The organism is Paenibacillus sp. PK3_47, from assembly GCF_023520895.1.
Taxonomy (GTDB): domain Bacteria; phylum Bacillota; class Bacilli; order Paenibacillales; family Paenibacillaceae; genus Paenibacillus_AQ.
This window is the reverse complement of sequence record NZ_CP026029.1, coordinates 3,209,895-3,231,460: the sequence shown is the minus strand read 5'-3', so window position 1 is coordinate 3,231,460 and position 21,566 is coordinate 3,209,895. Positions and strand designations below refer to the sequence as shown.

General features: G+C 46.6%; 32 protein-coding genes. 3 read left to right on the top strand and 29 right to left on the bottom strand.

The window, feature by feature from the left end:
• Window positions 1-49: 49 nt before the first annotated feature.
• The 12 genes from C2I18_RS29630 to C2I18_RS14370 all read right to left on the bottom strand — a co-directional run bounded on the left by C2I18_RS29630 (window position 50) and on the right by C2I18_RS14370 (window position 6,885).
• Window positions 50-178 carry a hypothetical protein gene (locus C2I18_RS29630; protein ID WP_275100987.1) on the bottom strand — a complete coding sequence of 43 codons (129 nt, stop codon included), beginning with the start codon at window positions 176-178 and terminating at the stop codon, window positions 50-52.
• A gap of 11 nt (window positions 179-189) precedes the next feature.
• Entirely contained in the window at window positions 190-600 is a 411-nt protein-coding gene (locus C2I18_RS14420; RefSeq protein ID WP_249901826.1) for a hypothetical protein, read from the bottom strand.
• A gap of 62 nt (window positions 601-662) precedes the next feature.
• Window positions 663-1,106: a phage tail tube protein gene (locus tag C2I18_RS14415; RefSeq protein WP_249901825.1), complete on the bottom strand. Its 444-nt coding sequence runs from the start codon at window positions 1,104-1,106 to the stop codon at window positions 663-665.
• Window positions 1,107-1,109: 3 nt separating this feature from the next.
• Window positions 1,110-2,462, bottom strand: a complete 1,353-nt coding sequence (locus C2I18_RS14410; RefSeq protein WP_249901824.1) for a phage tail sheath subtilisin-like domain-containing protein — start codon at window positions 2,460-2,462, stop codon at window positions 1,110-1,112.
• Complete coding sequence (locus tag C2I18_RS14405; protein WP_249901823.1) at window positions 2,443-2,691, bottom strand: hypothetical protein; 249 nt, start codon at window positions 2,689-2,691, stop codon at window positions 2,443-2,445. Before C2I18_RS14405 ends, C2I18_RS14410 begins: the two co-directional genes overlap by 20 nt.
• Entirely contained in the window at window positions 2,688-3,182 is a 495-nt protein-coding gene (locus tag C2I18_RS14400) for a hypothetical protein (protein WP_249901822.1), read from the bottom strand. The genes C2I18_RS14405 and C2I18_RS14400 overlap by 4 nt, the downstream gene beginning before the upstream one ends.
• Complete coding sequence (locus C2I18_RS14395) at window positions 3,179-3,697, bottom strand: HK97 gp10 family phage protein (RefSeq protein WP_249902125.1); 519 nt, start codon at window positions 3,695-3,697, stop codon at window positions 3,179-3,181. Before C2I18_RS14395 ends, C2I18_RS14400 begins: the two co-directional genes overlap by 4 nt.
• Complete coding sequence (locus tag C2I18_RS14390; RefSeq protein ID WP_249901821.1) at window positions 3,690-4,016, bottom strand: hypothetical protein; 327 nt, start codon at window positions 4,014-4,016, stop codon at window positions 3,690-3,692. The genes C2I18_RS14395 and C2I18_RS14390 overlap by 8 nt, the downstream gene beginning before the upstream one ends.
• Entirely contained in the window at window positions 4,013-4,399 is a 387-nt protein-coding gene (locus C2I18_RS14385) for a hypothetical protein (protein ID WP_249901820.1), read from the bottom strand. The genes C2I18_RS14390 and C2I18_RS14385 overlap by 4 nt, the downstream gene beginning before the upstream one ends.
• Entirely contained in the window at window positions 4,377-4,673 is a 297-nt protein-coding gene (locus tag C2I18_RS14380) for a Rho termination factor N-terminal domain-containing protein (protein WP_249901819.1), read from the bottom strand. The genes C2I18_RS14385 and C2I18_RS14380 overlap by 23 nt, the downstream gene beginning before the upstream one ends.
• Before the next feature lie 8 nt (window positions 4,674-4,681).
• Window positions 4,682-5,629, bottom strand: coding sequence for a major capsid protein (locus tag C2I18_RS14375; protein ID WP_249901818.1), 948 nt, complete (start codon window positions 5,627-5,629; stop codon window positions 4,682-4,684).
• A gap of 20 nt (window positions 5,630-5,649) precedes the next feature.
• Window positions 5,650-6,885 (bottom strand): XkdF-like putative serine protease domain-containing protein, encoded by a 1,236-nt coding sequence (locus tag C2I18_RS14370; protein WP_249901817.1) that lies wholly within the window; start codon window positions 6,883-6,885, stop codon window positions 5,650-5,652.
• A gap of 87 nt (window positions 6,886-6,972) precedes the next feature.
• On the opposite strand from C2I18_RS14370, the gene C2I18_RS14365 reads away from it, so the two are divergent.
• Window positions 6,973-7,200, top strand: a complete 228-nt coding sequence (locus C2I18_RS14365) for a hypothetical protein (protein WP_249901816.1) — start codon at window positions 6,973-6,975, stop codon at window positions 7,198-7,200.
• Here the strand turns inward: C2I18_RS14365 and C2I18_RS14360 are convergent, their stop codons facing one another.
• Genes C2I18_RS14360 through terS form a run of 4 tightly spaced genes read right to left on the bottom strand, consistent with a single transcriptional unit; the run spans window position 7,201 to window position 11,714 of the window.
• Window positions 7,201-8,031: a phage minor head protein gene (locus tag C2I18_RS14360; RefSeq protein WP_249901815.1), complete on the bottom strand. Its 831-nt coding sequence runs from the start codon at window positions 8,029-8,031 to the stop codon at window positions 7,201-7,203.
• Window positions 8,024-9,502: a phage portal protein gene (locus tag C2I18_RS14355; RefSeq protein WP_249901814.1), complete on the bottom strand. Its 1,479-nt coding sequence runs from the start codon at window positions 9,500-9,502 to the stop codon at window positions 8,024-8,026. The genes C2I18_RS14360 and C2I18_RS14355 overlap by 8 nt, the downstream gene beginning before the upstream one ends.
• A gap of 3 nt (window positions 9,503-9,505) precedes the next feature.
• Window positions 9,506-10,822, bottom strand: a complete 1,317-nt coding sequence (locus C2I18_RS14350; protein ID WP_249901813.1) for a PBSX family phage terminase large subunit — start codon at window positions 10,820-10,822, stop codon at window positions 9,506-9,508.
• Window positions 10,809-11,714, bottom strand: a complete 906-nt coding sequence (gene terS, locus C2I18_RS14345) for a phage terminase small subunit (RefSeq protein ID WP_249901812.1) — start codon at window positions 11,712-11,714, stop codon at window positions 10,809-10,811. The genes C2I18_RS14350 and terS overlap by 14 nt, the downstream gene beginning before the upstream one ends.
• Window positions 11,715-11,807: 93 nt before the next feature.
• Here terS and C2I18_RS14340 point away from each other — a divergent pair, with 93 nt between their 5' ends.
• On the top strand, window positions 11,808-12,368 hold the full coding sequence (locus C2I18_RS14340; protein ID WP_249901811.1) for a hypothetical protein: 561 nt from the start codon (window positions 11,808-11,810) through the stop codon (window positions 12,366-12,368).
• Here C2I18_RS14340 and C2I18_RS14335 read toward each other — a convergent pair.
• The 4 genes from C2I18_RS14335 to C2I18_RS14320 form a co-directional block, all read right to left on the bottom strand.
• Complete coding sequence (locus C2I18_RS14335) at window positions 12,365-12,574, bottom strand: hypothetical protein (protein WP_249901810.1); 210 nt, start codon at window positions 12,572-12,574, stop codon at window positions 12,365-12,367. The genes C2I18_RS14340 and C2I18_RS14335 overlap by 4 nt on opposite strands.
• 131 nt (window positions 12,575-12,705) lie before the next feature.
• Window positions 12,706-13,968 carry a site-specific DNA-methyltransferase gene (locus C2I18_RS14330; protein ID WP_249901809.1) on the bottom strand — a complete coding sequence of 421 codons (1,263 nt, stop codon included), beginning with the start codon at window positions 13,966-13,968 and terminating at the stop codon, window positions 12,706-12,708.
• 34 nt (window positions 13,969-14,002) lie between these two features.
• On the bottom strand, window positions 14,003-14,533 hold the full coding sequence (locus C2I18_RS14325; RefSeq protein WP_249901808.1) for a hypothetical protein: 531 nt from the start codon (window positions 14,531-14,533) through the stop codon (window positions 14,003-14,005).
• 248 nt (window positions 14,534-14,781) lie between these two features.
• Complete coding sequence (locus tag C2I18_RS14320; protein WP_249901807.1) at window positions 14,782-15,132, bottom strand: hypothetical protein; 351 nt, start codon at window positions 15,130-15,132, stop codon at window positions 14,782-14,784.
• Between the two features lie 135 nt (window positions 15,133-15,267).
• On the opposite strand from C2I18_RS14320, the gene C2I18_RS14315 reads away from it, so the two are divergent.
• The gene (locus C2I18_RS14315) at window positions 15,268-15,498 is read left to right on the top strand and encodes a hypothetical protein (RefSeq protein WP_249901806.1); all 231 of its coding nucleotides are present in this window, start codon (window positions 15,268-15,270) and stop codon (window positions 15,496-15,498) included.
• A gap of 88 nt (window positions 15,499-15,586) precedes the next feature.
• Here the strand turns inward: C2I18_RS14315 and C2I18_RS14310 are convergent, their stop codons facing one another.
• The 9 genes from C2I18_RS14310 to C2I18_RS14270 form a co-directional block, all read right to left on the bottom strand.
• On the bottom strand, window positions 15,587-16,198 hold the full coding sequence (locus C2I18_RS14310) for a restriction endonuclease (protein ID WP_249901805.1): 612 nt from the start codon (window positions 16,196-16,198) through the stop codon (window positions 15,587-15,589).
• A 12-nt stretch (window positions 16,199-16,210) separates the two neighbouring features.
• A complete protein-coding gene (locus tag C2I18_RS14305) occupies window positions 16,211-16,954 on the bottom strand; it encodes an NPCBM/NEW2 domain-containing protein (protein WP_249901804.1) in 744 nt (247 codons plus the stop codon).
• 275 nt (window positions 16,955-17,229) lie between these two features.
• Entirely contained in the window at window positions 17,230-17,652 is a 423-nt protein-coding gene (locus C2I18_RS14300; protein WP_249901803.1) for an ASCH domain-containing protein, read from the bottom strand.
• Window positions 17,630-18,676, bottom strand: coding sequence for a GNAT family N-acetyltransferase (locus tag C2I18_RS14295; protein WP_249901802.1), 1,047 nt, complete (start codon window positions 18,674-18,676; stop codon window positions 17,630-17,632). Before C2I18_RS14295 ends, C2I18_RS14300 begins: the two co-directional genes overlap by 23 nt.
• A gap of 41 nt (window positions 18,677-18,717) precedes the next feature.
• Window positions 18,718-19,248, bottom strand: a complete 531-nt coding sequence (locus C2I18_RS14290) for an ATP-binding protein (protein ID WP_249901801.1) — start codon at window positions 19,246-19,248, stop codon at window positions 18,718-18,720.
• A gap of 93 nt (window positions 19,249-19,341) precedes the next feature.
• Window positions 19,342-19,815: an ArpU family phage packaging/lysis transcriptional regulator gene (locus C2I18_RS14285; protein ID WP_249901800.1), complete on the bottom strand. Its 474-nt coding sequence runs from the start codon at window positions 19,813-19,815 to the stop codon at window positions 19,342-19,344.
• A gap of 84 nt (window positions 19,816-19,899) precedes the next feature.
• The gene (locus C2I18_RS14280) at window positions 19,900-20,220 is read right to left on the bottom strand and encodes a LexA family protein (RefSeq protein WP_249901799.1); all 321 of its coding nucleotides are present in this window, start codon (window positions 20,218-20,220) and stop codon (window positions 19,900-19,902) included.
• A 14-nt stretch (window positions 20,221-20,234) separates the two neighbouring features.
• Entirely contained in the window at window positions 20,235-20,993 is a 759-nt protein-coding gene (locus C2I18_RS14275; protein WP_342760345.1) for a DNA adenine methylase, read from the bottom strand.
• A gap of 123 nt (window positions 20,994-21,116) precedes the next feature.
• Window positions 21,117-21,548 (bottom strand): DUF5348 domain-containing protein, encoded by a 432-nt coding sequence (locus C2I18_RS14270; protein WP_249901797.1) that lies wholly within the window; start codon window positions 21,546-21,548, stop codon window positions 21,117-21,119.
• Window positions 21,549-21,566 lie beyond the last annotated feature (18 nt).

The window sequence follows — 21,566 nt, the reverse complement described above, 5'->3', positions numbered from 1 at the left end:
CCGTCACTTTTGTTGTCGCTGCTGCTATGGTTGTTCACCTCGTTCCTGCCTATTTCTTGTTGGCTAGGCGTTTGGCTTCTTCTTCGGCGAGCATGCCGGCTGCAAGACAGAAAAAATACTGCCGCTGCTTATCCACCTGATAAGGCAAGACCTCAGCCGGCAGTCGCTTCTGGTTCATCCAAAAAGATGCTACCCAGCTTGCTTCTCCGTCTTGCTTGATGAGTTTTTTGCTTCTTTCAACAACTCATCCTTCGTTTCCTGGAAATTACGTACAGCCTTACTGAGCTCAGCGTAATCTGCGGGGTTGTCCAGAATACGCGGCGGCAGCTCATATTTACTGATGCAGCTATATGCCAGCAACAAATCCTTGTTGTTCCAATCGAAATCGTGTTCTGTCGCCTTGACAATCATCACATCGATCTCGTTGTAAGACTCCTTCGGATCACCATTCTCCTCATAGGCCAGTTCGTAAGACCGACGCACTTCGATGGTGGTCAAACGGCGAACAGACCATTCTTCCCCGTCTGCCGGCACAGTAATGGTATCATCGTTCCGATCTGCTTTGCCCTTGGATAGATATTTTTCTAATTTATCGCTCATTCTGTTTTTTCCTCCAATTTGTAATTTATATGAGATAAAGAAAAAGAGACGGTTGCCCGTCCCTATGCCATGTAATCAGGAAATTTCTCGACAAAGTCAAAATCATTCGCGGTACCGGACAATGTAATGTCAATTCCGTTATTCTCGTCAATTTTGGCCACAAGGAGATCCATTTCATCATGGATGTGAATTCCGCTGATGAGGACTCTTTCCACATTTCCGGTCTGCTTGTCCTCAAGGGAGCCAGTAATCCGGTCCAGGTACATTGTCTTGCCCGCTTTGAAATCATCGAGCATCCGGTACCGAAGTCTGGACTCCAGTTTCGACATCACTAGTTTTACGGTAATCTCATATCCCACAATTTGCTTTGTCTTGGACATCTTTCTCGCACGGATAATATCCAAAGTTTCCGGCTTCAGCAGAACCTCAACCTCTTTAATGGTCTGAAGCGCATCGCCATTATCATCCTGAACAGAGAGGTTCCGGCCAATAAGTTCGCGTTCCATCTACTATGCCACCTCCCAATCAATATTAAAGATTTCAATAGCATCCAGAGGCTTAGCGGACAACAAGAAGTAAGCATAATCAGCAGCACTCGTTTTTTCGGGATGCTCCACAAAGGTGAACTCGGAGCCGATGGCCTTCTGCTGCGCCCGCACCTTCAAATAGCTGATCACAGCTGCGATAAACATTCCCCGGCCGTCCGCATCATTATCGAGCTTCGCCTTATTCGCTTTGCCGGCAGCGTAAATATCATTCAAGATTTGGTCGATCGTCATGGAAACACGAATCTTACCGAAGTCCTCCCGCTCACCGGTTCCTATAGTGGCCAGAGTGTTTACGGCGGACTCGATGATGTAGTCGTAACCATCACGAGTGGCCATAAGCGTACCCTCGGACAAGCCTTTCAGCACCTCGCTGTGGCTCCAATCCACCTTCGCTTCGGTCATAGGTACTTTAACTCCAGTGAAGGACTTATTTGCAGGCGTTCCCGCCACCAGGCCGGCCACCCACGCTGCCCACTGAAGGGAGCTATATATCTTACCGTTGGTGTGCTCACCAGCCAAAGAGCAGTTAATGATAAAGCGGGCATTCGCCGCACGGCTCCGTGCGTTGTGAGCCTCGATATCACCATCTGAGGATGATGCACCAGCAACAACAAGCTGCGCCAGCTTACGGGCCTTACTGCGTCGATCCAGTAGCCACTGCTTAGCAGCTGCCTGTACCGCAGCGTCGGAGGAAGGTAGATAGACTACATCAAACACCAGGCCGTCGATTCGGTTAAAAACGCCACTCCAGTTCGCTGCCGTGATAGCAGCGGTACCGGTGACTCCGCCGGCCAGCTTCGTATACGCCACATCCGCCCAAGCCGTTGCTCCAGTATCTTTAAACCGGACCATGTTGGATTTCTTCAGTGTTTCTTCAGCCTCAGCTTTATCTGCTACCAGGAATGTCTCGGTGTCATAAATCCCCTTCGAGTCCCGAATAAGGATTTCTTTCTTTTCAGAGTCCACCAAACTGGCCCGAATCATATATTCAAAATCATTCCCACGCGTCCCGGGATAACGCGCCTCAATTGTGTAGCTGCTTGCCACCGCAGCAGACGCTGCCACCTCGTTCCCGTTGGTTACGCGATACCCGACCACGGTCGCCCCATTCGCAGCAGCCAGCTCCAGCTCATCCACCTGCAGGCCTGTTTCCTTAAAGCGCTCCGATTGGTCGGCCATATCCACTGCTTTATTTGGAGCTCCCCACTCCGCTTGGTACGGAACCAACACCCGACCGGATACTGACAGGATACGGGACTCAGCCACCGCCTGCAGCTCCACATAAGCACCAGGTCTACTCCGCTGTATCGACATTTACTCTTTCCTCCTTCACTTGTTCTGACAGTCCCAAGTAGGCTGTCAACTTATCCTGTACTTCCTGCAACGTCAATTCATCGTCATCACAGCAATCAAAAAGAGCGCCAGCCAACTCAAAGCGTTCTCGCTTCAAGGCTACTGCGCCCTCAATCCATTCTCTTTTGCTGCGCTTACTTGCATCTGATGAAGATGCCAGCGACCGCTGCTGTCTTTTGATGCTGCTCATACCTGGTGCTCCTCTCCTTCGTAAATCGTATAGAAATCTTTAATTTTTGCGACTGGACTGCCATCGCCATTCACAAGCAGCTTCGGAACATGTAGCAGGTATGAATATCTGAATGTGACTTCCATCCGGTCATTCATAGCCCGCGTGCGTGGAGCCTCGATCACCATCATAATACCGAAGCGTTGTGAGGCTACGCAGAACCGCTGCTGACGGAGATATAGGAAGAAGGGGGATATGTCTAAGGGGACTGGCTCTCCTGCACTCTCTGCCCTGCTACGATCGCTGTCGTAGTGAAAGACCAAGCCTACATCCTCAATGATTCGGTCTGCTTGCGGTGTGTGAGCCTTGTCGGAAACTAGGTCAGTCTCAATAAAAACACTTGGCCGCTCATACTGCCCGGCCATCCAGAGGGAACGGTTCCGAAGGATCGGAAGCTCTGGGTAGACCCGCTGCACGAGTTCTGCCCAGGCTTTCAGTCCAACATCCATCATGACAGCATCCTCCCCAATTCCTTCTCCAACCGTTTCATAATCAGTGCATTCATACCGCCTTCCAGTTGCTGAATCGCAATATCGAAGTAGTGTCTGCCGATAAAAGAGCGCGGCTTGGCCATAAACCCGGATTTAGCATGAGGGTCGTAAACAAATGTCCCATTGGTAGCCCAGTAGCCCGGGACAAAATACGCCTTATGAATGGTGTACCCGTCATTCAGCAGCCTTGGATACCCGCGCCTACCGGGATCACTGCTGCTTGTCCCTAAATTCGACCCGACCTCCAGCGTAATGCTGTTCCGGTCGATATCCCATTCCCAGACGTTACCGTCCTCGCCGCGGGTAAAGGAATTCCACATGGTCCCAGTGTCGATGAGGTCCTGCTTGTCGATTTCATCTATGATGAGATTCAGTAGCGTCTCGCCCACGGCCTCTGCGATGTTCCGGAGGATCTGATTCACACCTTCATCACTTAGCTTCTTGAATTTCTTCGCTAAGCCGTCAAAATCATGCATGTTCACTACCCTTCACCTCGCAAGTTACCAACAGCTCACGCCAGTAACGGCGTGGGTTAGAGTCGATTACCAAATACCTGCGTCCGAGCAGCAATACTTCGTCACTGATCCGGACGTCTACTGTCTTCGGTACACCGATTGTCTTTTTGATAATGTATATGACCGGGGTGGAATCTGTCTTGGCATCAGTCTGCGTCTTAACAACGAAACACTTCAAATCCGCTACCTTTCCCGCCCTCCTGTCACTAAACAGGTTGTCCGCATCCTGCTGGCGGCCGACCCGGTACACCACCAGCGGGGTATTCATGCGGTGATTCATAGAAAATAGGCCGTGATGTTTCCATCATCCGGCCCGGACTGCTGTTTCTTAACCCATAGGAAGAGGATAGAGTCTACATCAGCATTGCCCGTGGTCTTTCCTTCTACAGCCTGCCGGGTGTATGTCCAGGCGCCGTCACTCTCCGCTGAATAGCCACGAGCGACGGAAGACAGGTACTCCTCGCTGTCCTGCAGGGCCAGTGACTCCGCCAGCTTCACCCAAGCCAGCATGAGCTGCTTGTCTACCACAATTGGGAATGGTACGGGCAGATACAGCTCGATCCGGGTCTGTGCATCATCAATATACTGCTCAAGTTGCGCTTCATTAGCCTCCTGCACGGCGCTGACACGGCTGCGGGTCTTAAGGAGTGTCGTTGTTAGCATCCGGCACACCGCCGCCTTCCAGCGCCTTCAGGGCGGCGATCAGCTCCGGCTTCTTCAGGTCGGCAAAACCATCAATTCCGGCCTTCTTCGCCTTGTCTTTTAATTGGGCAACCGTCAAGTCTTCCAGCGGGATAATCTTCTCTGCTTTCACCTCAAAATCAGGATGCTCATGCAGTTTTTCCAGCACATCTGAATCTTCCACTAACACCGGTTTAGCCGGTTCGAAGCGGATACTATACAGCCGCAGAGATGCATTGTTTCCCCTGTAGGTCACGTATGGCATCAGAATTCCACCCCTTCCACATAGGCCAGAGCTTGCGGCTCTTCAAAAATGGCGTCGAAGTCAGAGTGAATCGCGTAGAAGCGCTTATCAGTCCAAATTGCCTCTTTACCCTCGGTTGTCTTCCGGATTTGCATATCGTAGGTGTGGACCATTGCGAAGTTCGGCTGATACGTGAAGAGAATCGCACCTTCCGGCATACTCCAGACCTCTTCAACATCATAGGCATTGATTTTCTTCGTACCACCCATGATCTGCAGCTGAATAGACGCGCTGGTGTCTTTCTCGGCCAGCATCTGGAGACGTTCGCTGAAGGTGTTGGGGTGCATGAAATATTTGAACACGCCGCCGGCTCTATACCGGGTTGGAATCGCCCGCTCTACCTCAAACAAAACCCCGGTTTTCTCTTTCGCAGAAAGAGTATTCCAATCCAGATAATGCCCCGTTGTTCTGGCCAGCTTCAACCAGCCGTCATTGATTTTCAAAAAATCGTAATCTGGATCTGTATTTGCTGTGTCGGTATCACCATTAAAGGCAATGTCCTGCATGTTCTCCCCATAGTTGTTGGCCATAGCTCGCATGATAATTTCTTCAGCGTTTTGGCCACGGACCCGCTGCGTCTGACGGATAAACTCTTCGGTGATGTCGAAAGGAAGGATTACTGGCTCCACAGAATATGGAATCTGCGGAAAGGTCAGCCCTGGTGTATTGGTCGCCATGATGTTCTCTTTTTTGCTGCGCATATTGCGGCCCCGCACACCAATTTTATCAATTGTGCCCTTCGCACTCTTACGGTTCTCATGACGGATGCCCTTCAGAAAGCCATTCGCCTCATACGCCATGTCAGTGAAGGCTTCGACTTCCTCATAGGTTAATGCGTTCTGGTCCATCGGTGTAACAATGGTTGATTTACGAATGCTTGTAGTAGCAATAGTTCCATTTGTTCTCATTATCTGCACTCCTCCTTCGATTACAGGAAGCGTCCAAAACTAACGGCGCCTTCTGATTTAATGATTTCTTCTTCATCACCTTGCGCGGAAGCACCGCGGCTATTCTTTACCAGCTGTACATCAGCAGCCAGCGTCTGCATCTGCTGACTCAGCGGCGCCAGGGCTTTGGCAATGGCATCAGTGATTGCAGTCTCTTCTGCGGTCGTAGCCGGAGCAGTAAAACCTGCAGGCTTTTCACCTTCGACGCCTTCCTCTTTCTTCAGCTCCGCGATCTCTGCCGTCAGGCCTTCTACCTGCTTGGCGATCGGAGCAATTGCGGCCGTTACGGCCTTGGCGATATCTTCAGCTTTCAAATCTTCTTCCTCCTCGGGCTCCTCTTGTGAATGAGCTGTCTTATTTTTCAATTCAGTCAGTGCAGTGATGGCATCATCGATATGTTTTTGATTGCTGGCTGAAATCTTCTTCCCGGCCTTGGCAATCTTCGCCGGCGGCGTGCCGATGGCTTTAATGATGTCTTCCTTGGTCAGCACATCCTCAGCAATATCAACAAAGTCCTGCAGGGCCTCCCGGATGGTCTCCGGATCGGTTTCCAGACCACTTTGCCAAGTGTCCCAATTAAAAAGAACCGAGTTGAGGGCATCCTGCGCCGCCCAAAATTCTCGGTTCTTCCGGTTTTTATGATATTTGTCTGCGACGGCCCCTTTCTCAATCAGGCCCAGCGCTTTGGCTATCCGGCTCAAAATCCCCTTGGATACCTCCTCTTCCTCCTCGATCTCTTCCCGCTTACCAACACCCCACATGGAGAAACCGGTAATCTCACCTTTCTTGATGGCATTCCAGGTGTCGTCGTCCGTCACTTTAACGGCTGCCACCCAGGAGCCCTTCGCGATCTGCTGCTCACCAAGCGTCATGTCGCAAGGAGCAATGTACGACTCAATGACAAATCCTTTGTCTGCTTCGAGATCATGCTGCTTATCAATGTTGTATGTGTGCTGTTTCTCCATAAACAGATGAGCCGCCTTCTCGATCTCAACTTCATCCATTTGGTCATCATGAGCATCGGCCACATCCGGCTGATACACCACGCCTTTAACGATCCGTTTGTCGTCGTCAATCTTGGCGATCTGGACCTGCTTCTGGATGGTGCCGGCTTGATTAGCTTTTTGAGCCTTGATGATAGCAAAAGGTACTCCGTTGGCTCCTTTGTCTACCAGGGAGATATGCGTGATCTTAGCATCTTTCAGTTTAAAGGTCATATTCTGTTCTCACCTCCTCTCAAAATATGTGTTACAGCTACCCTTCATTTGGTAGAATAAAGAAAATTCCGATGGGGGTTGGTATAAGTGGCCATATTAAAAAGCCTTTCACGTGTTGATAGCAAAATTAGTGCTCAAACAGAAACAGACGCCGAATACTCTGTTCAAATCAAAAATGGGGAAAAGTTGCTTAAAATAGTTACTGTAGGCTCCAAAGATCGCGCCGTTAAAGGTGTAACGTCTCAAAATATCGTGTTGGATGAAGCAATAGCCAAGGAACTTTACGAGATCCTAAAGACCGAATTTAATCTCTAATTAATCCATCACCGACTGCATCGTACAGCGACAGCGGATAATCTCCTCAGCGCGACCGGATGGATCTCCTGGAAACATCAGTTTACTATTACCGACTTCAAAAGGCTTATCCAGCGGTTGTATCTGACCGTTCGCTTTTCGGTGTGTCTTCCGAGTGCGGTCTCCCTTGGAAGACCTCCACTTTTTGCCGGTGACCACCTCGGACTGCTTCCAGCCCTCAAGCTTGCCGCCGTTTGCAGCAGCCGTGCTCATAGTTCGGGAGACTGTAATGGCACGCTCCATGTTGAATGGCCCAGCATCACCTTTTGCAGCTGCTGCACTGATTTCACGCACCAACAGCGCCCGCTCGGAGGGCGTCTTCCCCTCCTTGATGGCCTTCTGAAAAGCCCGGGTCATAACATCCGCACTGGTACCATTCATATCCGGAACAAGTTTCTGCAGGTTCTTCGCAAAACGTGAAGCCGCCTTGTTCTTGGTGGACCAGGTCTTGTCGGTGTTCAGTACCATCAGCTCCGACTCGCCAGCCAAGTGATAGAGGGGAGTGAAGGCATCATATACCGCCTGCTCAAACTGGATCGTGAAGAGATCTCCGCTCTGAACCGACAGCAAGACCTTGCCCAGCTCCCCGATATCAATCAGCAGCTCCTCGCTCAGTTCGTCAATGGCATCATGCAGGGCCTTCCCCTGCAGCTCAAGAATTTCAACTATCCTGTTTTCTCCCTGCTTGTAGAGCTCCTCCAGAACGACCCGCTCCGCATGGGTTAACTCCAGGCTATCCAGGAACTCGGTGTCATCTGCTTTTACGATTAGCTCCCAGCAATCCTTACACATGGCCAACTACCTCATCATGACTCTGCCGCAGCAGACGCTTGGCTATGGTCGCCACACGATCCTGCAATTCATTCACATCGGAGTCAGGTTCAGGCACGGCTATAGCCGGCTGGCTATTCACAAGCTGTGCGATTGGTGTATCGAGATATTCCGCACTGTACTTTGATTCATCAATGGTAGTATCCAGCACTTCCTCTGCAATTGGGATTAAATCCCGGACCAGCATAATCCCTTTATCTGCGATAAAGTCCAGTAACGCCTTTCGGTCTTCTGGGTCAATGATGCGCGGCCCACGCAAGGTTGCCTTCACCCGGAAGATACCCATAGCCGGAAACAGCCGTTTATTGAAGATCTCGTCCATAATCCACTTGCGGTAAGGCTCGAAGACCTGCTCCTCTGCAAACCGCAGCGCAGCCTGCGCCGTAGCACGGTTATAATCGGAGCTCTGGCCAACCAAGATCGGCGGCAGCCGGAATGCAGAGAGGATATCGGCTTTCTTGTCCTTCCCGTATTCCAGGAATAAAGCGTCCTGCTGGAGCAGATCATTAAGCTTATCCAGCTTGATAGCTACCTTCTCCACTTTCTCATCCAGCGGCCCGCCTGTCTCCTCCCCGATCGCTTCCAGGTAGAGAATACCTCCCTGCGACTGCGCCCCCTTAACATTCCGCAGCAGCTCCATGGATTGCTTGGTTAACCGGCCATTGGTTACGGTCAGCAGCATGGAGAGCATACGGCCATTACTGAAATAGGAAACGTTCAACTCCTCTGCCTCCCGGCTGCCTACCACACCAGGCGCATTCCCGAACCAGCGAGGCTCACCGTAGGGACCGTCATTGCCAAGCTTCAGAGGAATGATCTGATTGCCCTTACCCTCAGTTCCAAACGGCCGGAACCATACTACCGATTGCCCGCGCTTCATGGCGTACTTCCGGGCGTAAATGTCTTGCGAAAACTCCTCGATCTTCTTCGTTGACCGGATCAGCCGTTTCCTCTTGATTGTCACCTTATCCGTTTCCCGGGTGCAACGAACGAATTTCGGATTGATTCGATACAATGTTGGGAATTCACTACCGGCAGGCCAGGCGACCTCCACATTTGCATTCCCGCTGCTTTCGATATCCTCAATCAGAGAGCTGATAATCTCATCCGGCGTATCTTCCAGGTTACAGGTCTCCAGAAACTTGTCGGCTTTATTCCACTCCTCCAGTGCAGTCTGGTCACTCTCCCCCGGAATATACTCCAAGGCAATCCCGTAACCAGCGATGTTCCGCTTGTATGACTCAATGCACTGCGGAATGATGTTGCTGTTCTTCACCAACAGCTTGCAGGAAGCAGGGTCGTTGCCAGGAGGGAATGGCAGCAGACCGTGCTGATCATAAAGGTTTTCAAAGCTATCCGGTAGCTGCGCGCTGGAGGGGATATGCCGATCTTCTGCTTTTGCTATCTGGAACCACTGTGCCTCACCGCTCATCCATTACACCCACCCCACATTATCATCAGACCGCTCCTCTCTCTCTTGTTTCCGCTGCTTCACACGCTGCAGCAGATAATCTGTGTGAATGCCGTACCTGCGCGCGTCACAGGTATGGTCATTTTGCTTGATAGGCTTGTCCTCGCCGCGCTCGGCGGCTTTTTCGTCCCATACGTAAGAAACCAACTCCTGAAGGGAATTGGTGTTGTCAGCACAGATATACAATTCATTGTTCTGGAACCGGTTGGATACCGTTTGAATCCCGTCCAGCACCGTGTTCACGGCAGCCCGAATATTTTTAACCCCGCGCTTTTTCAGCTCAATAATAAAAGCCTTTGCTGACGGATCGATGAAGATTGCATACTCATCGCCGTCAAGAAAGGCTTCCAGGTCATCCGCATATTCACTGTTTGTTTTCTCGCCTTTATGCCGGATGTTGTGATAATACTCATCCAGCTCATAATAGATATTGCCACGAACTCCGTATTTCAGGAATGCCGTCGGGTTGTTGGCTCCATAGTCAATGCAAATGAATTTGCGGTCAAATTTGGCCGGAAACCAGTCCCGCGACTTCTTATGAACTGCATCATCGAACTTGGAAAATATGACTCCCTCGGCCATAACCCAAAGCCCTAGGATGTACCGCTGATAGAAGATTCCGCTGTACATGCGCCGGTACCGCTCACGCACCCGCTCGGAGAGAGATAGATTATCCTCCATCGTGAAGTGCAGATGCAGTGCGTGCTTCTTCACCAGCTGATCCAGCCATTCTTTCTTGAACCAGTGATAAGGGCCTGCAGGGTTGCAGTTAAACCAGAGCTTGGCACCATCAATAGAACAGCGTGCGGTCGCCTGGTCAACAAAGGACTTCGGCATTAAAGCCACTTCATCAAAAAACATGCCCGCCAGCGTAATCCCCGCGATCAGATCCTGAGAGCTCTCATCTCGACCGCCAAACAAGAAAAACCGGTTGCTGACAAGCCCCCGGGTAACAGTCAGTACATTTTCAGAACGGTTATCGTGAACGTGATACCCGCGGCTGGCCAACATGCGTTTCAACGGCCCGATAACGTTACGTCGAAGCGCGCCGATAGTCTTGCCTGACATACCGAACTGCTCACTTCGAAAGGTGTCCATCGCCCAGGCAATGAAAGAGAACGACATGCAGACCGTCTTGCCGGCACGGACAGAGCCATCACAGATGATTGCGTCCTTGTCGCGGTGAGGGCTATCCGGCATCCACCAGGTCAGTACTCTCAGCTGCTTATCCGAGAAAGGCGACCATTTGAACGCCGGCGGCTTGAGTTTAAGCTTCGCCATCGTTGCTCCACACTCCCGCCACCATGCCCTTCAGTGCATCCATAAAGCCGTCATCCTCAAAGTCTTCCTTACCTCCACCACCGCGAAGCATCTGCAGCTCATACTCCATGGTTTCAATACGGATGCGCTTCTCGTCATCGGTAAGACGATTCTTAAGCTCAATGGCCCGGATCTTCTTGTCCTGGATGCGGGTCAGGGCTTCCTCAAGCTTCACAATGTCGTCCAGCTTTCGGAATCCCTTCTCTTCGATCTTTGACTCCATCATCTCATTTCGAGCATGCGGAATCTTCTTCGTGATGCCGGTCTTCTCGTCGTGAATCGTTGCTACTTCTTTGATAGACTTCAGCTCATAAAAGACATTGCGCTCTGTTTCGGTCAGGCCATCCATCAAAGCTTTAATCCGCTGCATCATGCGGCGCTCTCGGATAGTCAGAAGGTAAATTGATTCATTCGCTTGGATAATTGGATCAGTGTCCACCTGATCAATGAGCTGCTGCTCGGTCTCCGTCAGAGTATCCAGCCAGATCGTTTCGTGCTCACCCGTGGTGACCGCCTTCTTGTTGCCAGGCGGCCCGCCGGCCCCTCCGCTGTTTCCCTTCGCGTTTTGATTGCCCGGGGGAGCGCCGCCGCGATTCCCGACAGCATTTCTGTTTCCTTTGGGAGCGCCACGATGTGGAGCGCTCCCTTTCGATTCAATTGGAACGCTCCCTTTGCTTTCAGGTGGAACGTTCCCTTTGAACTCATCTTCCCAGTTGTCCATTGCCTTCCATTTTCGGACTTTGCTGTCCGGAATAGAAAGAGCGGCGGCGATGCCCTTAAGCTTCATCGTCCCGCCGCTCTTCAGCCACATCAGTCTTGCCTTGTCCCGCTCGGGACTACGTTCTCTAGCCATGTTACATGTCACCACCCCCACATCAATTGTAAAGATTATCTAAATAACCTCCGATATAATTATAGATATTGACAAAAAGGAGTCGAATATTAGGTGATAAAAATAGTAGTATGGTTCTTTTATGTCTCAGTAGCAATGACTTTCATTTTTATGAGTATCGATCAATTTAGATTTCATTCAGATCTAAAAAAAAGCTTTCCAAGAAACACTTCTCTTCTTAAAGCCAAAAGAGCGAAGGTTTCGGAGCTATTCACCCTCTATAGCTCATATTCAAAGGAAGACCTTATCAAGGTTGAAGCAGAGCTTCAAGGAATGAAAGGAGATTCTACTACATTTGATAAGATTACTGATGCAGCTTTTAAAACAATTATAGGAACTTCTATTACTTTCTTCGCTGCTATGGCATCAACAAGTACAGGAATAATTAGTCTTATTAAAGATAATGTTTCTAATGAAGTTCTTTTAAATCAAATAATTAAAGCAATAGACTTGTTCTCAAATCTAACAGACGGATACGGAACCATCTTCACTATGGCAGTTTATATCTTTTGTTTTACATTAATTTATTACATGGCATATGGCGAAAGACAAAGTTCTCTTCGAAAGCATTTCCTGGCAATAGAAGCCGTAAATAAAATAAAAAATCTTAACTAAAACTCGTCTTTCTGTAGCTCAATATCTATCTCAATCAGCTTCTTCAGGTCGTCCACCGTTTTAATTTCAATCCGACCGTCCTGGAAGTCCTTAACCCACTTGGCTATTCCGGCTTTAACAATTTTGCGGTACTGCGCCTTGCTTTCAAGGATACCGGCCATGACTTCAAGCTCATGTTGCAATAAAAGTTCATTTTTTGTTCCCATTGCGTTCCCCTCGGCTTCCGTGTATATTTGGAAACGAGACAGCGGATGACTGTGAATGCCACGCGTGGCGCGCCGCTGTCTCAGCCGGGGGATACCCTGGGTGAATGGGAGGACGTTCGTGCGTCCTCCTTTTAATTTTCCACGGGAACAGCACGATGAAGCAGTAACGGCTCTGTACCGGTCGCCGTCTGGTACCGCAATTTGATCACCTCACAAAATACTGGATCAAGCTCCATTGTCCTGCAGGAGCGGTCAAGCTGCTCACAGGTCATAAGGGTCGACCCGCTGCCTCCGAATAAATCGACCACAACATCGCCACTCTTACTGCTGTTCAGAATCGGAATAGCCAGCAGATCTAAAGGTTTCTGTGTTGGATGAACATACTTCGATACATCACCTCGAGAAACATCCCAAATTGTAGTTTGAGAGCGATCACCATACCAAGCAGGCGCCTTCCCCTTAATATGAGCGTAAAACACTGGCTCGTGCTGAAATCTATATTGCGACCATCCAAAACTCGCAGAATTCTTCACCCAAATACATTGCGATCTACGCACAATACCAGCAGCATTCATCGCGTTCTCGAAGGCTCTCTGATAGAATGCCGGGTGGAAAATATATATCGCCGCTGTAGGTAGCATCACTGACACATAGTTCTGAAAAATTGCATTCAAAAAGCCCGCGAACTCCTCAGCGGGCATGTTGTCATTCATTATTGAGCTGGTGCCGGCTTCGGCCAGTCGAGCTGAATCGCTCTCTACCGCTACATTATATGGAGGGTCTGTCACTACCAGATCAGCTTTAACCCCGTCCATCAGCCTGGAAACATCCTCAGCACTAGTAGCATCACCACACATGAGGATATGCCGGCCAAGCTGCCACACATCTCCACGGCGAGTCTCCGGCTCCTTGATCTCATCAAGAGCGTTCTGGACATCGAAGTCATCTTCAATCACTGACTGATCACCTTCAATATCCGGAATATCTTCTAAATCCGCAAGCAGCTCCTCGATCTCTTCCGGATTAAAGCCGGAGAGTGCCAGATCCGCCCCACCTTTCTGCAGCTCATTCAGCAGCTGTGCCAGTGCCTCATCATCCCACCGACCGGACACCTTGTTAAGCGCAAGATTAAGCAGCCGCTCTCGTTCCGGGTCCAGGTTGACTACAGATACGGCCAGTTCCGTGCAGCCTTTCTCATTTACCAGCACCTTATAACGCTGATGGCCACCGATCATGTTGCCGGTCTGCTCATTCCATATAATCGGGTCAACGTACCCAAAATCGTCCAAGCTGCGGCGTAGCTTCTCATACTCCGGATCTCCAGGCTGAAGGTCGGCCCGCGGGTTGTAAGCTGCTGCATTGAGCTGGTCAATCGGTATGATTCTGATATCCATAGGTCCTCCTCAATAAAAAAAGAGCCTATCGGCCCTAAATTTTTTTTAGACTCTTTAGCATTCTTGCATGATACTCTGGATCTTCTGCCTCGACATCATAAATTACTTTTCTATCTACAAATTCATTTAACCAACTGTAGTCATAATTATCAGTCCAGCTTATCAAAAACACTTTATTGTTAGTACGGCGTACAATATCTTGAATAATTTCTTCCTTCCCATTATTTTTGCACACTGAATCAATAGGATAAATGATTGAGAAATCAATAGCATAAGGCGTCTTCGTCCAAGAAGTTGATTTTATAGAATCAACATATACCCTATGAGGACCAAATTTGTAGCCATATCCTGTCTTATAAGTAGTTGCGTGATCCTGCAGGATTGTTCCGAAATTCTTCATACTGTTGGCTCTAAATAATAATGTAGAGGGACGTTTCACTTCAGATATTACTTCCAAAGCAAGAATATGCTTTTGATACTGATGGGTACCTGTAATTAGGATTACAGATTCATCAGAATTTATAAAATCGCTTATTTCTTTCTCTGCATTTTGTCGTGTATTCATAAAATCACCTCACAGATACATTTCGACTATAGGAATAATTTCCCCTTTTTTTCACTGTATTTGAGTTAAGTTGGTTTTTCATCTTTGGGTAGTTAGAAACCCAGCAGGAGACGAAAAGAACCTGCCCGTCCTGCCCTTTTCTACGCATCACCACACAAACACACGTTCCTGAGAACATGGCCTGAGAACGGCTTACAGAGGGTTGTTTATGGGCATGAAAAAAGCACCCGTTAAGGTGCTTAATAAAATCAGTATTCTTTAGAATAGTTCATGACTATCTTTCTATCTCCCTGAATTGTGAGCACCCCGTTTTTGTAACGCATTTTTGTATAACTCGCGTAATAAACACCATATAGTTTTTGATTCCTAAAGCTATCTCTTTCCAAACCTGCATCTTCCCACATGATGTTAATTGTCACCTTATTACTTTCAAACATGATAGTTGTAGCTAAATCAGAAAAATCAAACATCAAATTTCCTTTTTTGTCGTACACTTTTACATCAGACCTAAAAATTGGTATGTCTCCAGCATTTCTTTTATAGTGTAAAAGCGCCTCTTGGGATTTACCTTGTTCGTCAATTGATAGTTGATTCGACATTCAAATCCCTCCCTTCGACATCATATTTCGACGCTCAGGAAGTTTTTCCCTTCTGGCACTTCACTCTGCCACAAAACTGTGCTGTTCCTTCCCAACGGCCCCATATACAGCCCCTACACTTAGCTGGTTGCTGAGGTGGATCTTTTAACCGCCGCTGCTGTTGCTTCTTCTTCAATCAAATTCCTCCAATATAAAAAGCCGCCCAATAATGAGCGACTTCGTGATATGTATATTGTTACGCCATACATTGAGCAAGGCCGGATCAGTGGCGTCAGCTCCGCATTTGCAGCAAATGCGCTGCGCTCTTTGCTTAAAATCTTTACGGACTTTGTTACAAAGGAGGACAAGACCATTTTAATGATCTAACGAAATAAGAGTCAACGCCACCAATATTGAATAACAGGCTTGAGCACATCAATTTATACGTCATGCTTTATATTGCTCACTATTTCAATTAAGCGCTCGTTTTAGCATTATTGACTTTTTTAGCAGCTACCGTCTTCTCTCTCATTTGCAGGAGCATTTCGATAAGTTCTTCACGACCGATGAGGCGAACATTATTGGACTTTGCAAGCTTGTAAGCCTGCTCAGTATAATCTCTGTTTGTAACAACCCAGGCAGCAGAAGCACCATAATGAGAAACAGCACCATGAACCTCTTGCACTGCCTTCAGGCCGACGTTCTTACTGTACCGCTTAGCCTGGACAACAACTCGCTTACCATCTTTAGATAGGACCAGATCAGCGCCGTAATCACCTGCAGCTTTTGTAACTTCCGCCTTGTATCCCTGAGATCTGAACAAGTGACCGAGGTATTGTTCAAACTGGACACCTTCCATTTTATCAATCTCAGCAATACCGGATTTCTTTAAGCGTTCAGCGCGCTTCTTTCCTATTGCAATCATTAATGCAACTACAACAGCCACGCCGACAGCCGCTCCAACTATAGCGCCTTGTACGGTTTTGGTTAAATAGTATCCTCCAATTGCTAATCCCATTGCTGCTAAGCCAGCCAACCCCTGAAAAAACTCCTCTTCCTGCTTGGCCTTACTCTTTCTTCTTGCCATCTGGAACCTCCGCTATTGAATAAGCTTAGCTTCAACAAAGTTAATGAGGGTGCTACTACGATAATCTTCGCCTATTGTAGAAAACTCAATTCTTATTTTGAGTGCTCCAGATATATCTAATTTGACTTCCCTAGGTAAATCTCCACCTAACATCTCTGGTGACGAGTAAATTTCTTGACCATCTGCGATGATTTTTATTTGCCCTGCATTGGCACTGTCCTTCGAATGATCATCAACACCAATAAAACCTGTAAGCTTTTTATACTTACCATTAATATTGTATTCGATTGACCCCTTTCCGTTATTCGACGCATAAAACAAATTCTCAATTCCTATACCATGTAAATATTCATTATCAGCAATTTTAAATTTCCCACTATACGGGTCCAAGATGTAGTCACCAGCATTTGCCCACTTGTTAAAGTGGAACTTCACTCCCTCTATGTCCGTCCTGGCATAAGATACGTCCGACAAATATTTATAAGTTCCCTCTTTCTTTCCAACCCAAGCTGTTTTGTTTTTTCCATCATAGGTAAAATCTTGACCAGAATTTTTAGAAAAAGAACTTGCCGAGACATACAATTGTCCGTTATAGATAATTGATTGTGACATTTGTTTTTCTACACCATTAAACATGTATTTTACATTTTCCAGTACAGCATTTAATTTTACATTTGTTCCAGCAAACACAGTAGAACCTGCTACTAAAGAACCTATTGTAAGTCCCACTAGCAGTCCCTTAAGCTTATCCTTCATCTGCTCTCTCTCCTATAAACTAGTATATTTTTCCTAGTTAAGGATTCGACAATACTCTTCTCTATCCTCTCTCATATTTCGGTGATTTTTGTCAATTTTTCGCATTTGCTTTTTAGAAATGAAAAAGCGAGAGGAGGCACGCCCCGGTTAATGCTGCGTTGCTGCAGCCCTGCGTGTCACTCTCGCCTAATTTCTACAATACAAATATATCATGCTCAAAGCCTAATGAACGGCCATTGTGCGGTCAAATGTCGGTCAAAAAACGGCCATACATTTTAGAAAAGGGTTGGTTCTAATTCTATTCTTTGTGATATTGGTCGATAGTCATCATCAACATAAAAAAATGATTGAGGAGCTGTAAAAGGAAAATCAAACTCCTTAGGATCAATTGGCTTTTCATAACGCTCGATATCACCAATTTTTATAGCGTAGGCATTTTCCTTATTATTAAAGTATTCCTTGAAAAATCCATGGGTAATACCCGAATCATTATTGGTTAGATTCCAAATGCTATCCGGATTATCATGAAGGATAGTATCTATTCTGAATTCCCCAACAATTTTCCCTTCTGGTCTAGTAGCATAGATAATTACCTTATTAACTTTTTGCTTGAATATAGATTTTCTATATTCATACTTTTTTTCATTGCTAAATATTTTTTCAACAAACTCAGGTTTAATTGATAACAAAACGTTCATTGGCACCACCATATTCAAGTATTTTATCAAACCCTGCATCTTCAAGTCTGAAAAATCCCCAGTAATGTGAATCAATTTCAAGATCTCTCAGTAGTCCATTAGTAAGTCTTCTTGTCAAAGCCAAATTATAAGTCATTTTAATCACATATTTCTTTATTTCAAACTGAGTTAACAATTCTTCCTCTGTATATACGCTATAAGGTTTGCAGTAAGATAAAAATTCGCCAACGTCCCCAAAGTTCCTAATTCTACGAACTTCTTCTACCACACAAATTGAAGTTGCTACTGAACGAAATCTAGCTTGGCCAGGTCTATCAGTTGTACGGTATATTACTACTATATCACCAGGTCTCATAATAGTAACAGGATTTCCCGAAAGATACACCTTATGTATGCTATTGGTATAAGATACATCTTCAATGACATCAAAGCTCTCATTATTAAGAATAGAATCTGGAAAAAGACGCGTATGAAATTCTGGATATATTCCCAATATGAACTTATTTTTCTCCTTATTTATTTGAGGATAATCTATCAATACGTCTCCAGTAATACTGCCAAAACTTTTTCTGTAAACCCGCTCTTCACTACCTACTTTATTTCCATGATGGCTAAATCCATATTTTTCAAAAATCCTTATTAATCCAGCATGTTTTTCGAAAATTGTAACATACAACTCGTTACAGTCATACTTCATCGCGTAATCAAGAGCCTTCTTAATAAATCTCTCACCCATTCTTGTCCCATGTGAATTAATCTTCATAGTACCAATTTTCAGTCTTCTTTCAGCTCTTAAATTAGGCTCAACATCAACTACTGCCTCGTCTTCAATTTTCAAATACATAAAAGCTATTATTGTCTCATCGTCATTTTCAAATATAAACGCATTTTCCTCGCTTTTCCTATAAAACCAATCTTCAAAACCGGGATAATCTGATTTAAGACTGTCAAAAAAGACATCATCAAGGTTAATATCTTTAAATTTTTTGACTTTAATAAAATCATACTCTCTATTCCTACTCATAAAACTCATCTCCTTTGAATGGTTCATGGGAATACATTTGGTTACAGATACTTCTCTAAAAAAACATTTAAATTTGACACATCATCAGTTGAGGAATTAAACAACAATAATGGTACTTCTAACAAGTTTGAAATTTCCTTGGCATAAGCTATTTCAGCACTCTGAAATTTCTCAAGAAAATCGTATTCATATTTAATAGCGTCTCTTGTTTCTAATTTTTTCTTTATACTGTCAATTGAATCGAACAAGACCACAATTGCTCTCGGACACATGGCTAGAAAAGTAGTATTGGGAATTTTTTCGACTTCTCCATTAGTATTCAGTAAGCAAAAGTGGCCATCTAGTAAAAATGATTCAGCGTCATCTGTATTTATTTTTATTGAATCTATAAGTTGATTTTGGTTAGTATCAATCGAATCGATATATTTATTTGTGGTGAATCCTTTTTCATTTAACATTGATATTAACTTGCTTGCTGAATAGCTCCTGATACCCAGTTGAGTGGAAATTTCCTCAGTCAAAAAACTCTTTCCGACTCCATGAATACCTCCTAAAAATACAATATTCCTCACAATTCCCTTCCTTTCTGAAGATCACGAAATAAACTATAGGAATATTTTACTATTGGGAATTATTTTCTACAAGAACAAAAAAACACCAGTTATTCAAACTGGTGTTTCTTCATAAATAAGAACTTCAATTCCTAACGCACATGCCAGTAAGTATATAGCCCTTGACTTCACCCGTCGATACTTCCGCTCGCTCATACCCAGTTGCCCGCAAAGAATTGAATCATATTCTTCCTCATATTCCAAGTACCTTAGCTGGATAATCTCTCGCTCAGCCTTCTTTAGTCTTCCCATAGCAAGATCCAACAGCTTAGACCGCCTCTCCAGCTCTACCTCCCTGTCTGTATTCCATATCGCTATATTCTCCGTCGTCCGGCTAATCACATTCGTTGATCCATGGTACCGAGGCTCTGGGCTGGCCGTGAGTGCAGCCTGACGCCGCACAAATCCGATCTGACGATACACACGAACCGTCTCCAAATATTCTTCTACCCGGCGACGGGTCTCTTTTTCGTCGATCGGGAGGATGTCAAAAGCCAGTTGTATTGTTAATTTATCGCTTTTCCCCATGATAATCCCTCACTCGTGGTATAATTCGAATGAAGGTACAAGATTGGACCCCCGCCCGGCCAAGGATATGGGGGTCTTTACATATTATCGGTTCTCAAAGCCCTCAAGCTTTTTCCGCAACTCCGCATTCTGCTGCAGCAACCGCGCGTTTTCTTCACGCAAAGCCTCATATGACTTTAACGAATCTTCCCTCACTACTCGAAGCGTCCGGACCTCTTTATCTGTCTTAGTAAGATACCCTTTCCTAATAAGCTGCCTAACAAGTGAGTGAGCGGTGGAGCGGGACTTTATCCCCAAAAGGTTGGTTAATTCAGAAACCGACGGAGCATAACCATTCTGATCTATGAAACCTTTTATCAATTCAAGTGTCTCGGACTGGCGATTCGTCAACATCCTGCTTGTCATGACTGTACCTCCCTTCATAAATTCCAAACAAGCTGCCCAACCTGCCCGGCTGCCACAGGATTGATCCATAAGACTTCCGTCCTGCTCTTTCCTGCTTCAATAATCTGCTGACGTTCCTCTCGTCGCCAATCAGCGAGCCTTGTATTATAAAGAAGGCTATCATATCCGCTTAGGATGGCCGGGCCAGTATGCGCCAACAGCCCGTCCAGTAGCTCCGCATGATCTTCTACACTCATTTCATTCTCGTAGATGGCTCCGTTGCGCCCTGTCTGTAAATATGGAGGATCGGCGTATATCAGGACATCAGGGTGGTTATAGCGGCCAATCACCTGCAGGGCTGGACGGTTTTCAATCTGTACGTTCTTTAGCCGCCCTGCTACCGAGGCGATGTTCCCTGGAAGATCGTTCCACTGCTGAACCCGGTAAGCATCATCTGACGTTGCTCGGCAGCGCCAGCCAGATATGCTGCCGGTCTTAACTCGGATGCTTTGCCAACAACGAACCAGGAAGCGCCGTGCTTGTTCAAGAGGGAGCTCACTCTGCTCATGAGCCGACACGTATTCGTCCCGAGCGTATGGGGTCCATTGCATCACTCGGATCAAATCATCTGGCTGTTCACGGATAATCCGGAAAAGGTTCACCACGTCACCGCTGATATCATTAATTGTCTCCAGGGTAGCAGGCTGTTTGTTGAACAGTACAGCACCACTACCAAAGTACGGCTCCAGATAGGTTGTATGTGGAGGCATATGATTAATAATCCATTCAGCCATGCTCCACTTACTTCCGGGATAATGCAAGATACGTGGGACTTTCAATACACTGCCTCCGTTCTATTGTTCCTTCAACATGCCATTGGTGCCACGTAATGGAGCCTGATATTTTAAGTTGACCGTTCAATCCCACATTGGTAGTTGTTTTACCCTCACCCGCAGTCCTCCCATTGAAAGTTTAGGATTGGCTACAATGTAATAATCTTTGCCATTATGCTCGACACTGGAATATACCCAGACTTTCTCGCCGTCGGAATAGGTGTGAAGAAACTCTATCGAAGAGCCTGAGGTGAAACAATCTCCACTCGGCAATTCGTACCGGCCAGCAGCGTTTTTCCAGAGCACCCCTTCCTCAATAATCGGAGCATTGACTTGACGGAGTAACCGGCGGGCGTCATCCAGTTTGTCTCCAATCTTGTGGTTCATTGAACGGAGATACTGCTCGTCCGGTGTTTCACCATAGATACCCTCGTTCTCCGCATCTTCTATTAATTTAGTTGCCCGCTTCAGCTGCGGCTCCAGATTGGCCAGTGCCGATTGAATCTTTTCCTTCATATGGACTCCTCCTTAAGG

Bases quoted from the DNA above. Each gene is read 5' to 3' on its own strand.
- C2I18_RS14270 (WP_249901797.1), bottom strand. From the start codon at position 21,548: ATGAAGGAAAAGATTCAATCGGCACTGGCCAATCTGGAGCCGCAGCTG.
- terS (WP_249901812.1), bottom strand. From the start codon at position 11,714: ATGGCTAGAGAACGTAGTCCCGAGCGGGACAAGGCAAGACTGATGTGG.
- C2I18_RS14370 (WP_249901817.1), bottom strand. From the start codon at position 6,885: ATGACCTTTAAACTGAAAGATGCTAAGATCACGCATATCTCCCTGGTA.
- C2I18_RS14330 (WP_249901809.1), bottom strand. From the start codon at position 13,968: ATGGATATCAGAATCATACCGATTGACCAGCTCAATGCAGCAGCTTAC.
- C2I18_RS14285 (WP_249901800.1), bottom strand. From the start codon at position 19,815: ATGGGGAAAAGCGATAAATTAACAATACAACTGGCTTTTGACATCCTC.
- C2I18_RS14400 (WP_249901822.1), bottom strand. From the start codon at position 3,182: ATGATGGATGTTGGACTGAAAGCCTGGGCAGAACTCGTGCAGCGGGTC.
- C2I18_RS14420 (WP_249901826.1), bottom strand. From the start codon at position 600: ATGAGCGATAAATTAGAAAAATATCTATCCAAGGGCAAAGCAGATCGG.
- C2I18_RS14305 (WP_249901804.1), bottom strand. From the start codon at position 16,954: ATGAAGGATAAGCTTAAGGGACTGCTAGTGGGACTTACAATAGGTTCT.
- C2I18_RS14390 (WP_249901821.1), bottom strand. From the start codon at position 4,016: ATGAATCACCGCATGAATACCCCGCTGGTGGTGTACCGGGTCGGCCGC.
- C2I18_RS14335 (WP_249901810.1), bottom strand. From the start codon at position 12,574: ATGGGAACAAAAAATGAACTTTTATTGCAACATGAGCTTGAAGTCATG.
- C2I18_RS14385 (WP_249901820.1), bottom strand. From the start codon at position 4,399: ATGCTAACAACGACACTCCTTAAGACCCGCAGCCGTGTCAGCGCCGTG.
- C2I18_RS14280 (WP_249901799.1), bottom strand. From the start codon at position 20,220: ATGACAAGCAGGATGTTGACGAATCGCCAGTCCGAGACACTTGAATTG.
- C2I18_RS14360 (WP_249901815.1), bottom strand. From the start codon at position 8,031: ATGTGTAAGGATTGCTGGGAGCTAATCGTAAAAGCAGATGACACCGAG.
- C2I18_RS14295 (WP_249901802.1), bottom strand. From the start codon at position 18,676: ATGAGTAGGAATAGAGAGTATGATTTTATTAAAGTCAAAAAATTTAAA.
- C2I18_RS14415 (WP_249901825.1), bottom strand. From the start codon at position 1,106: ATGGAACGCGAACTTATTGGCCGGAACCTCTCTGTTCAGGATGATAAT.
- C2I18_RS14395 (WP_249902125.1), bottom strand. From the start codon at position 3,697: ATGCATGATTTTGACGGCTTAGCGAAGAAATTCAAGAAGCTAAGTGAT.
- C2I18_RS14350 (WP_249901813.1), bottom strand. From the start codon at position 10,822: ATGGCGAAGCTTAAACTCAAGCCGCCGGCGTTCAAATGGTCGCCTTTC.
- C2I18_RS29630 (WP_275100987.1), bottom strand. From the start codon at position 178: ATGAACCAGAAGCGACTGCCGGCTGAGGTCTTGCCTTATCAGGTGGAT.
- C2I18_RS14410 (WP_249901824.1), bottom strand. From the start codon at position 2,462: ATGTCGATACAGCGGAGTAGACCTGGTGCTTATGTGGAGCTGCAGGCG.
- C2I18_RS14320 (WP_249901807.1), bottom strand. From the start codon at position 15,132: ATGTCGAATCAACTATCAATTGACGAACAAGGTAAATCCCAAGAGGCG.
- C2I18_RS14355 (WP_249901814.1), bottom strand. From the start codon at position 9,502: ATGAGCGGTGAGGCACAGTGGTTCCAGATAGCAAAAGCAGAAGATCGG.
- C2I18_RS14405 (WP_249901823.1), bottom strand. From the start codon at position 2,691: ATGAGCAGCATCAAAAGACAGCAGCGGTCGCTGGCATCTTCATCAGAT.
- C2I18_RS14300 (WP_249901803.1), bottom strand. From the start codon at position 17,652: ATGAACGTTTTGTTATCAATTAAACCTGAGTTTGTTGAAAAAATATTT.
- C2I18_RS14275 (WP_342760345.1), bottom strand. From the start codon at position 20,993: ATGGCTGAATGGATTATTAATCATATGCCTCCACATACAACCTATCTG.
- C2I18_RS14375 (WP_249901818.1), bottom strand. From the start codon at position 5,629: ATGAGAACAAATGGAACTATTGCTACTACAAGCATTCGTAAATCAACC.
- C2I18_RS14325 (WP_249901808.1), bottom strand. From the start codon at position 14,533: ATGAATACACGACAAAATGCAGAGAAAGAAATAAGCGATTTTATAAAT.
- C2I18_RS14310 (WP_249901805.1), bottom strand. From the start codon at position 16,198: ATGGCAAGAAGAAAGAGTAAGGCCAAGCAGGAAGAGGAGTTTTTTCAG.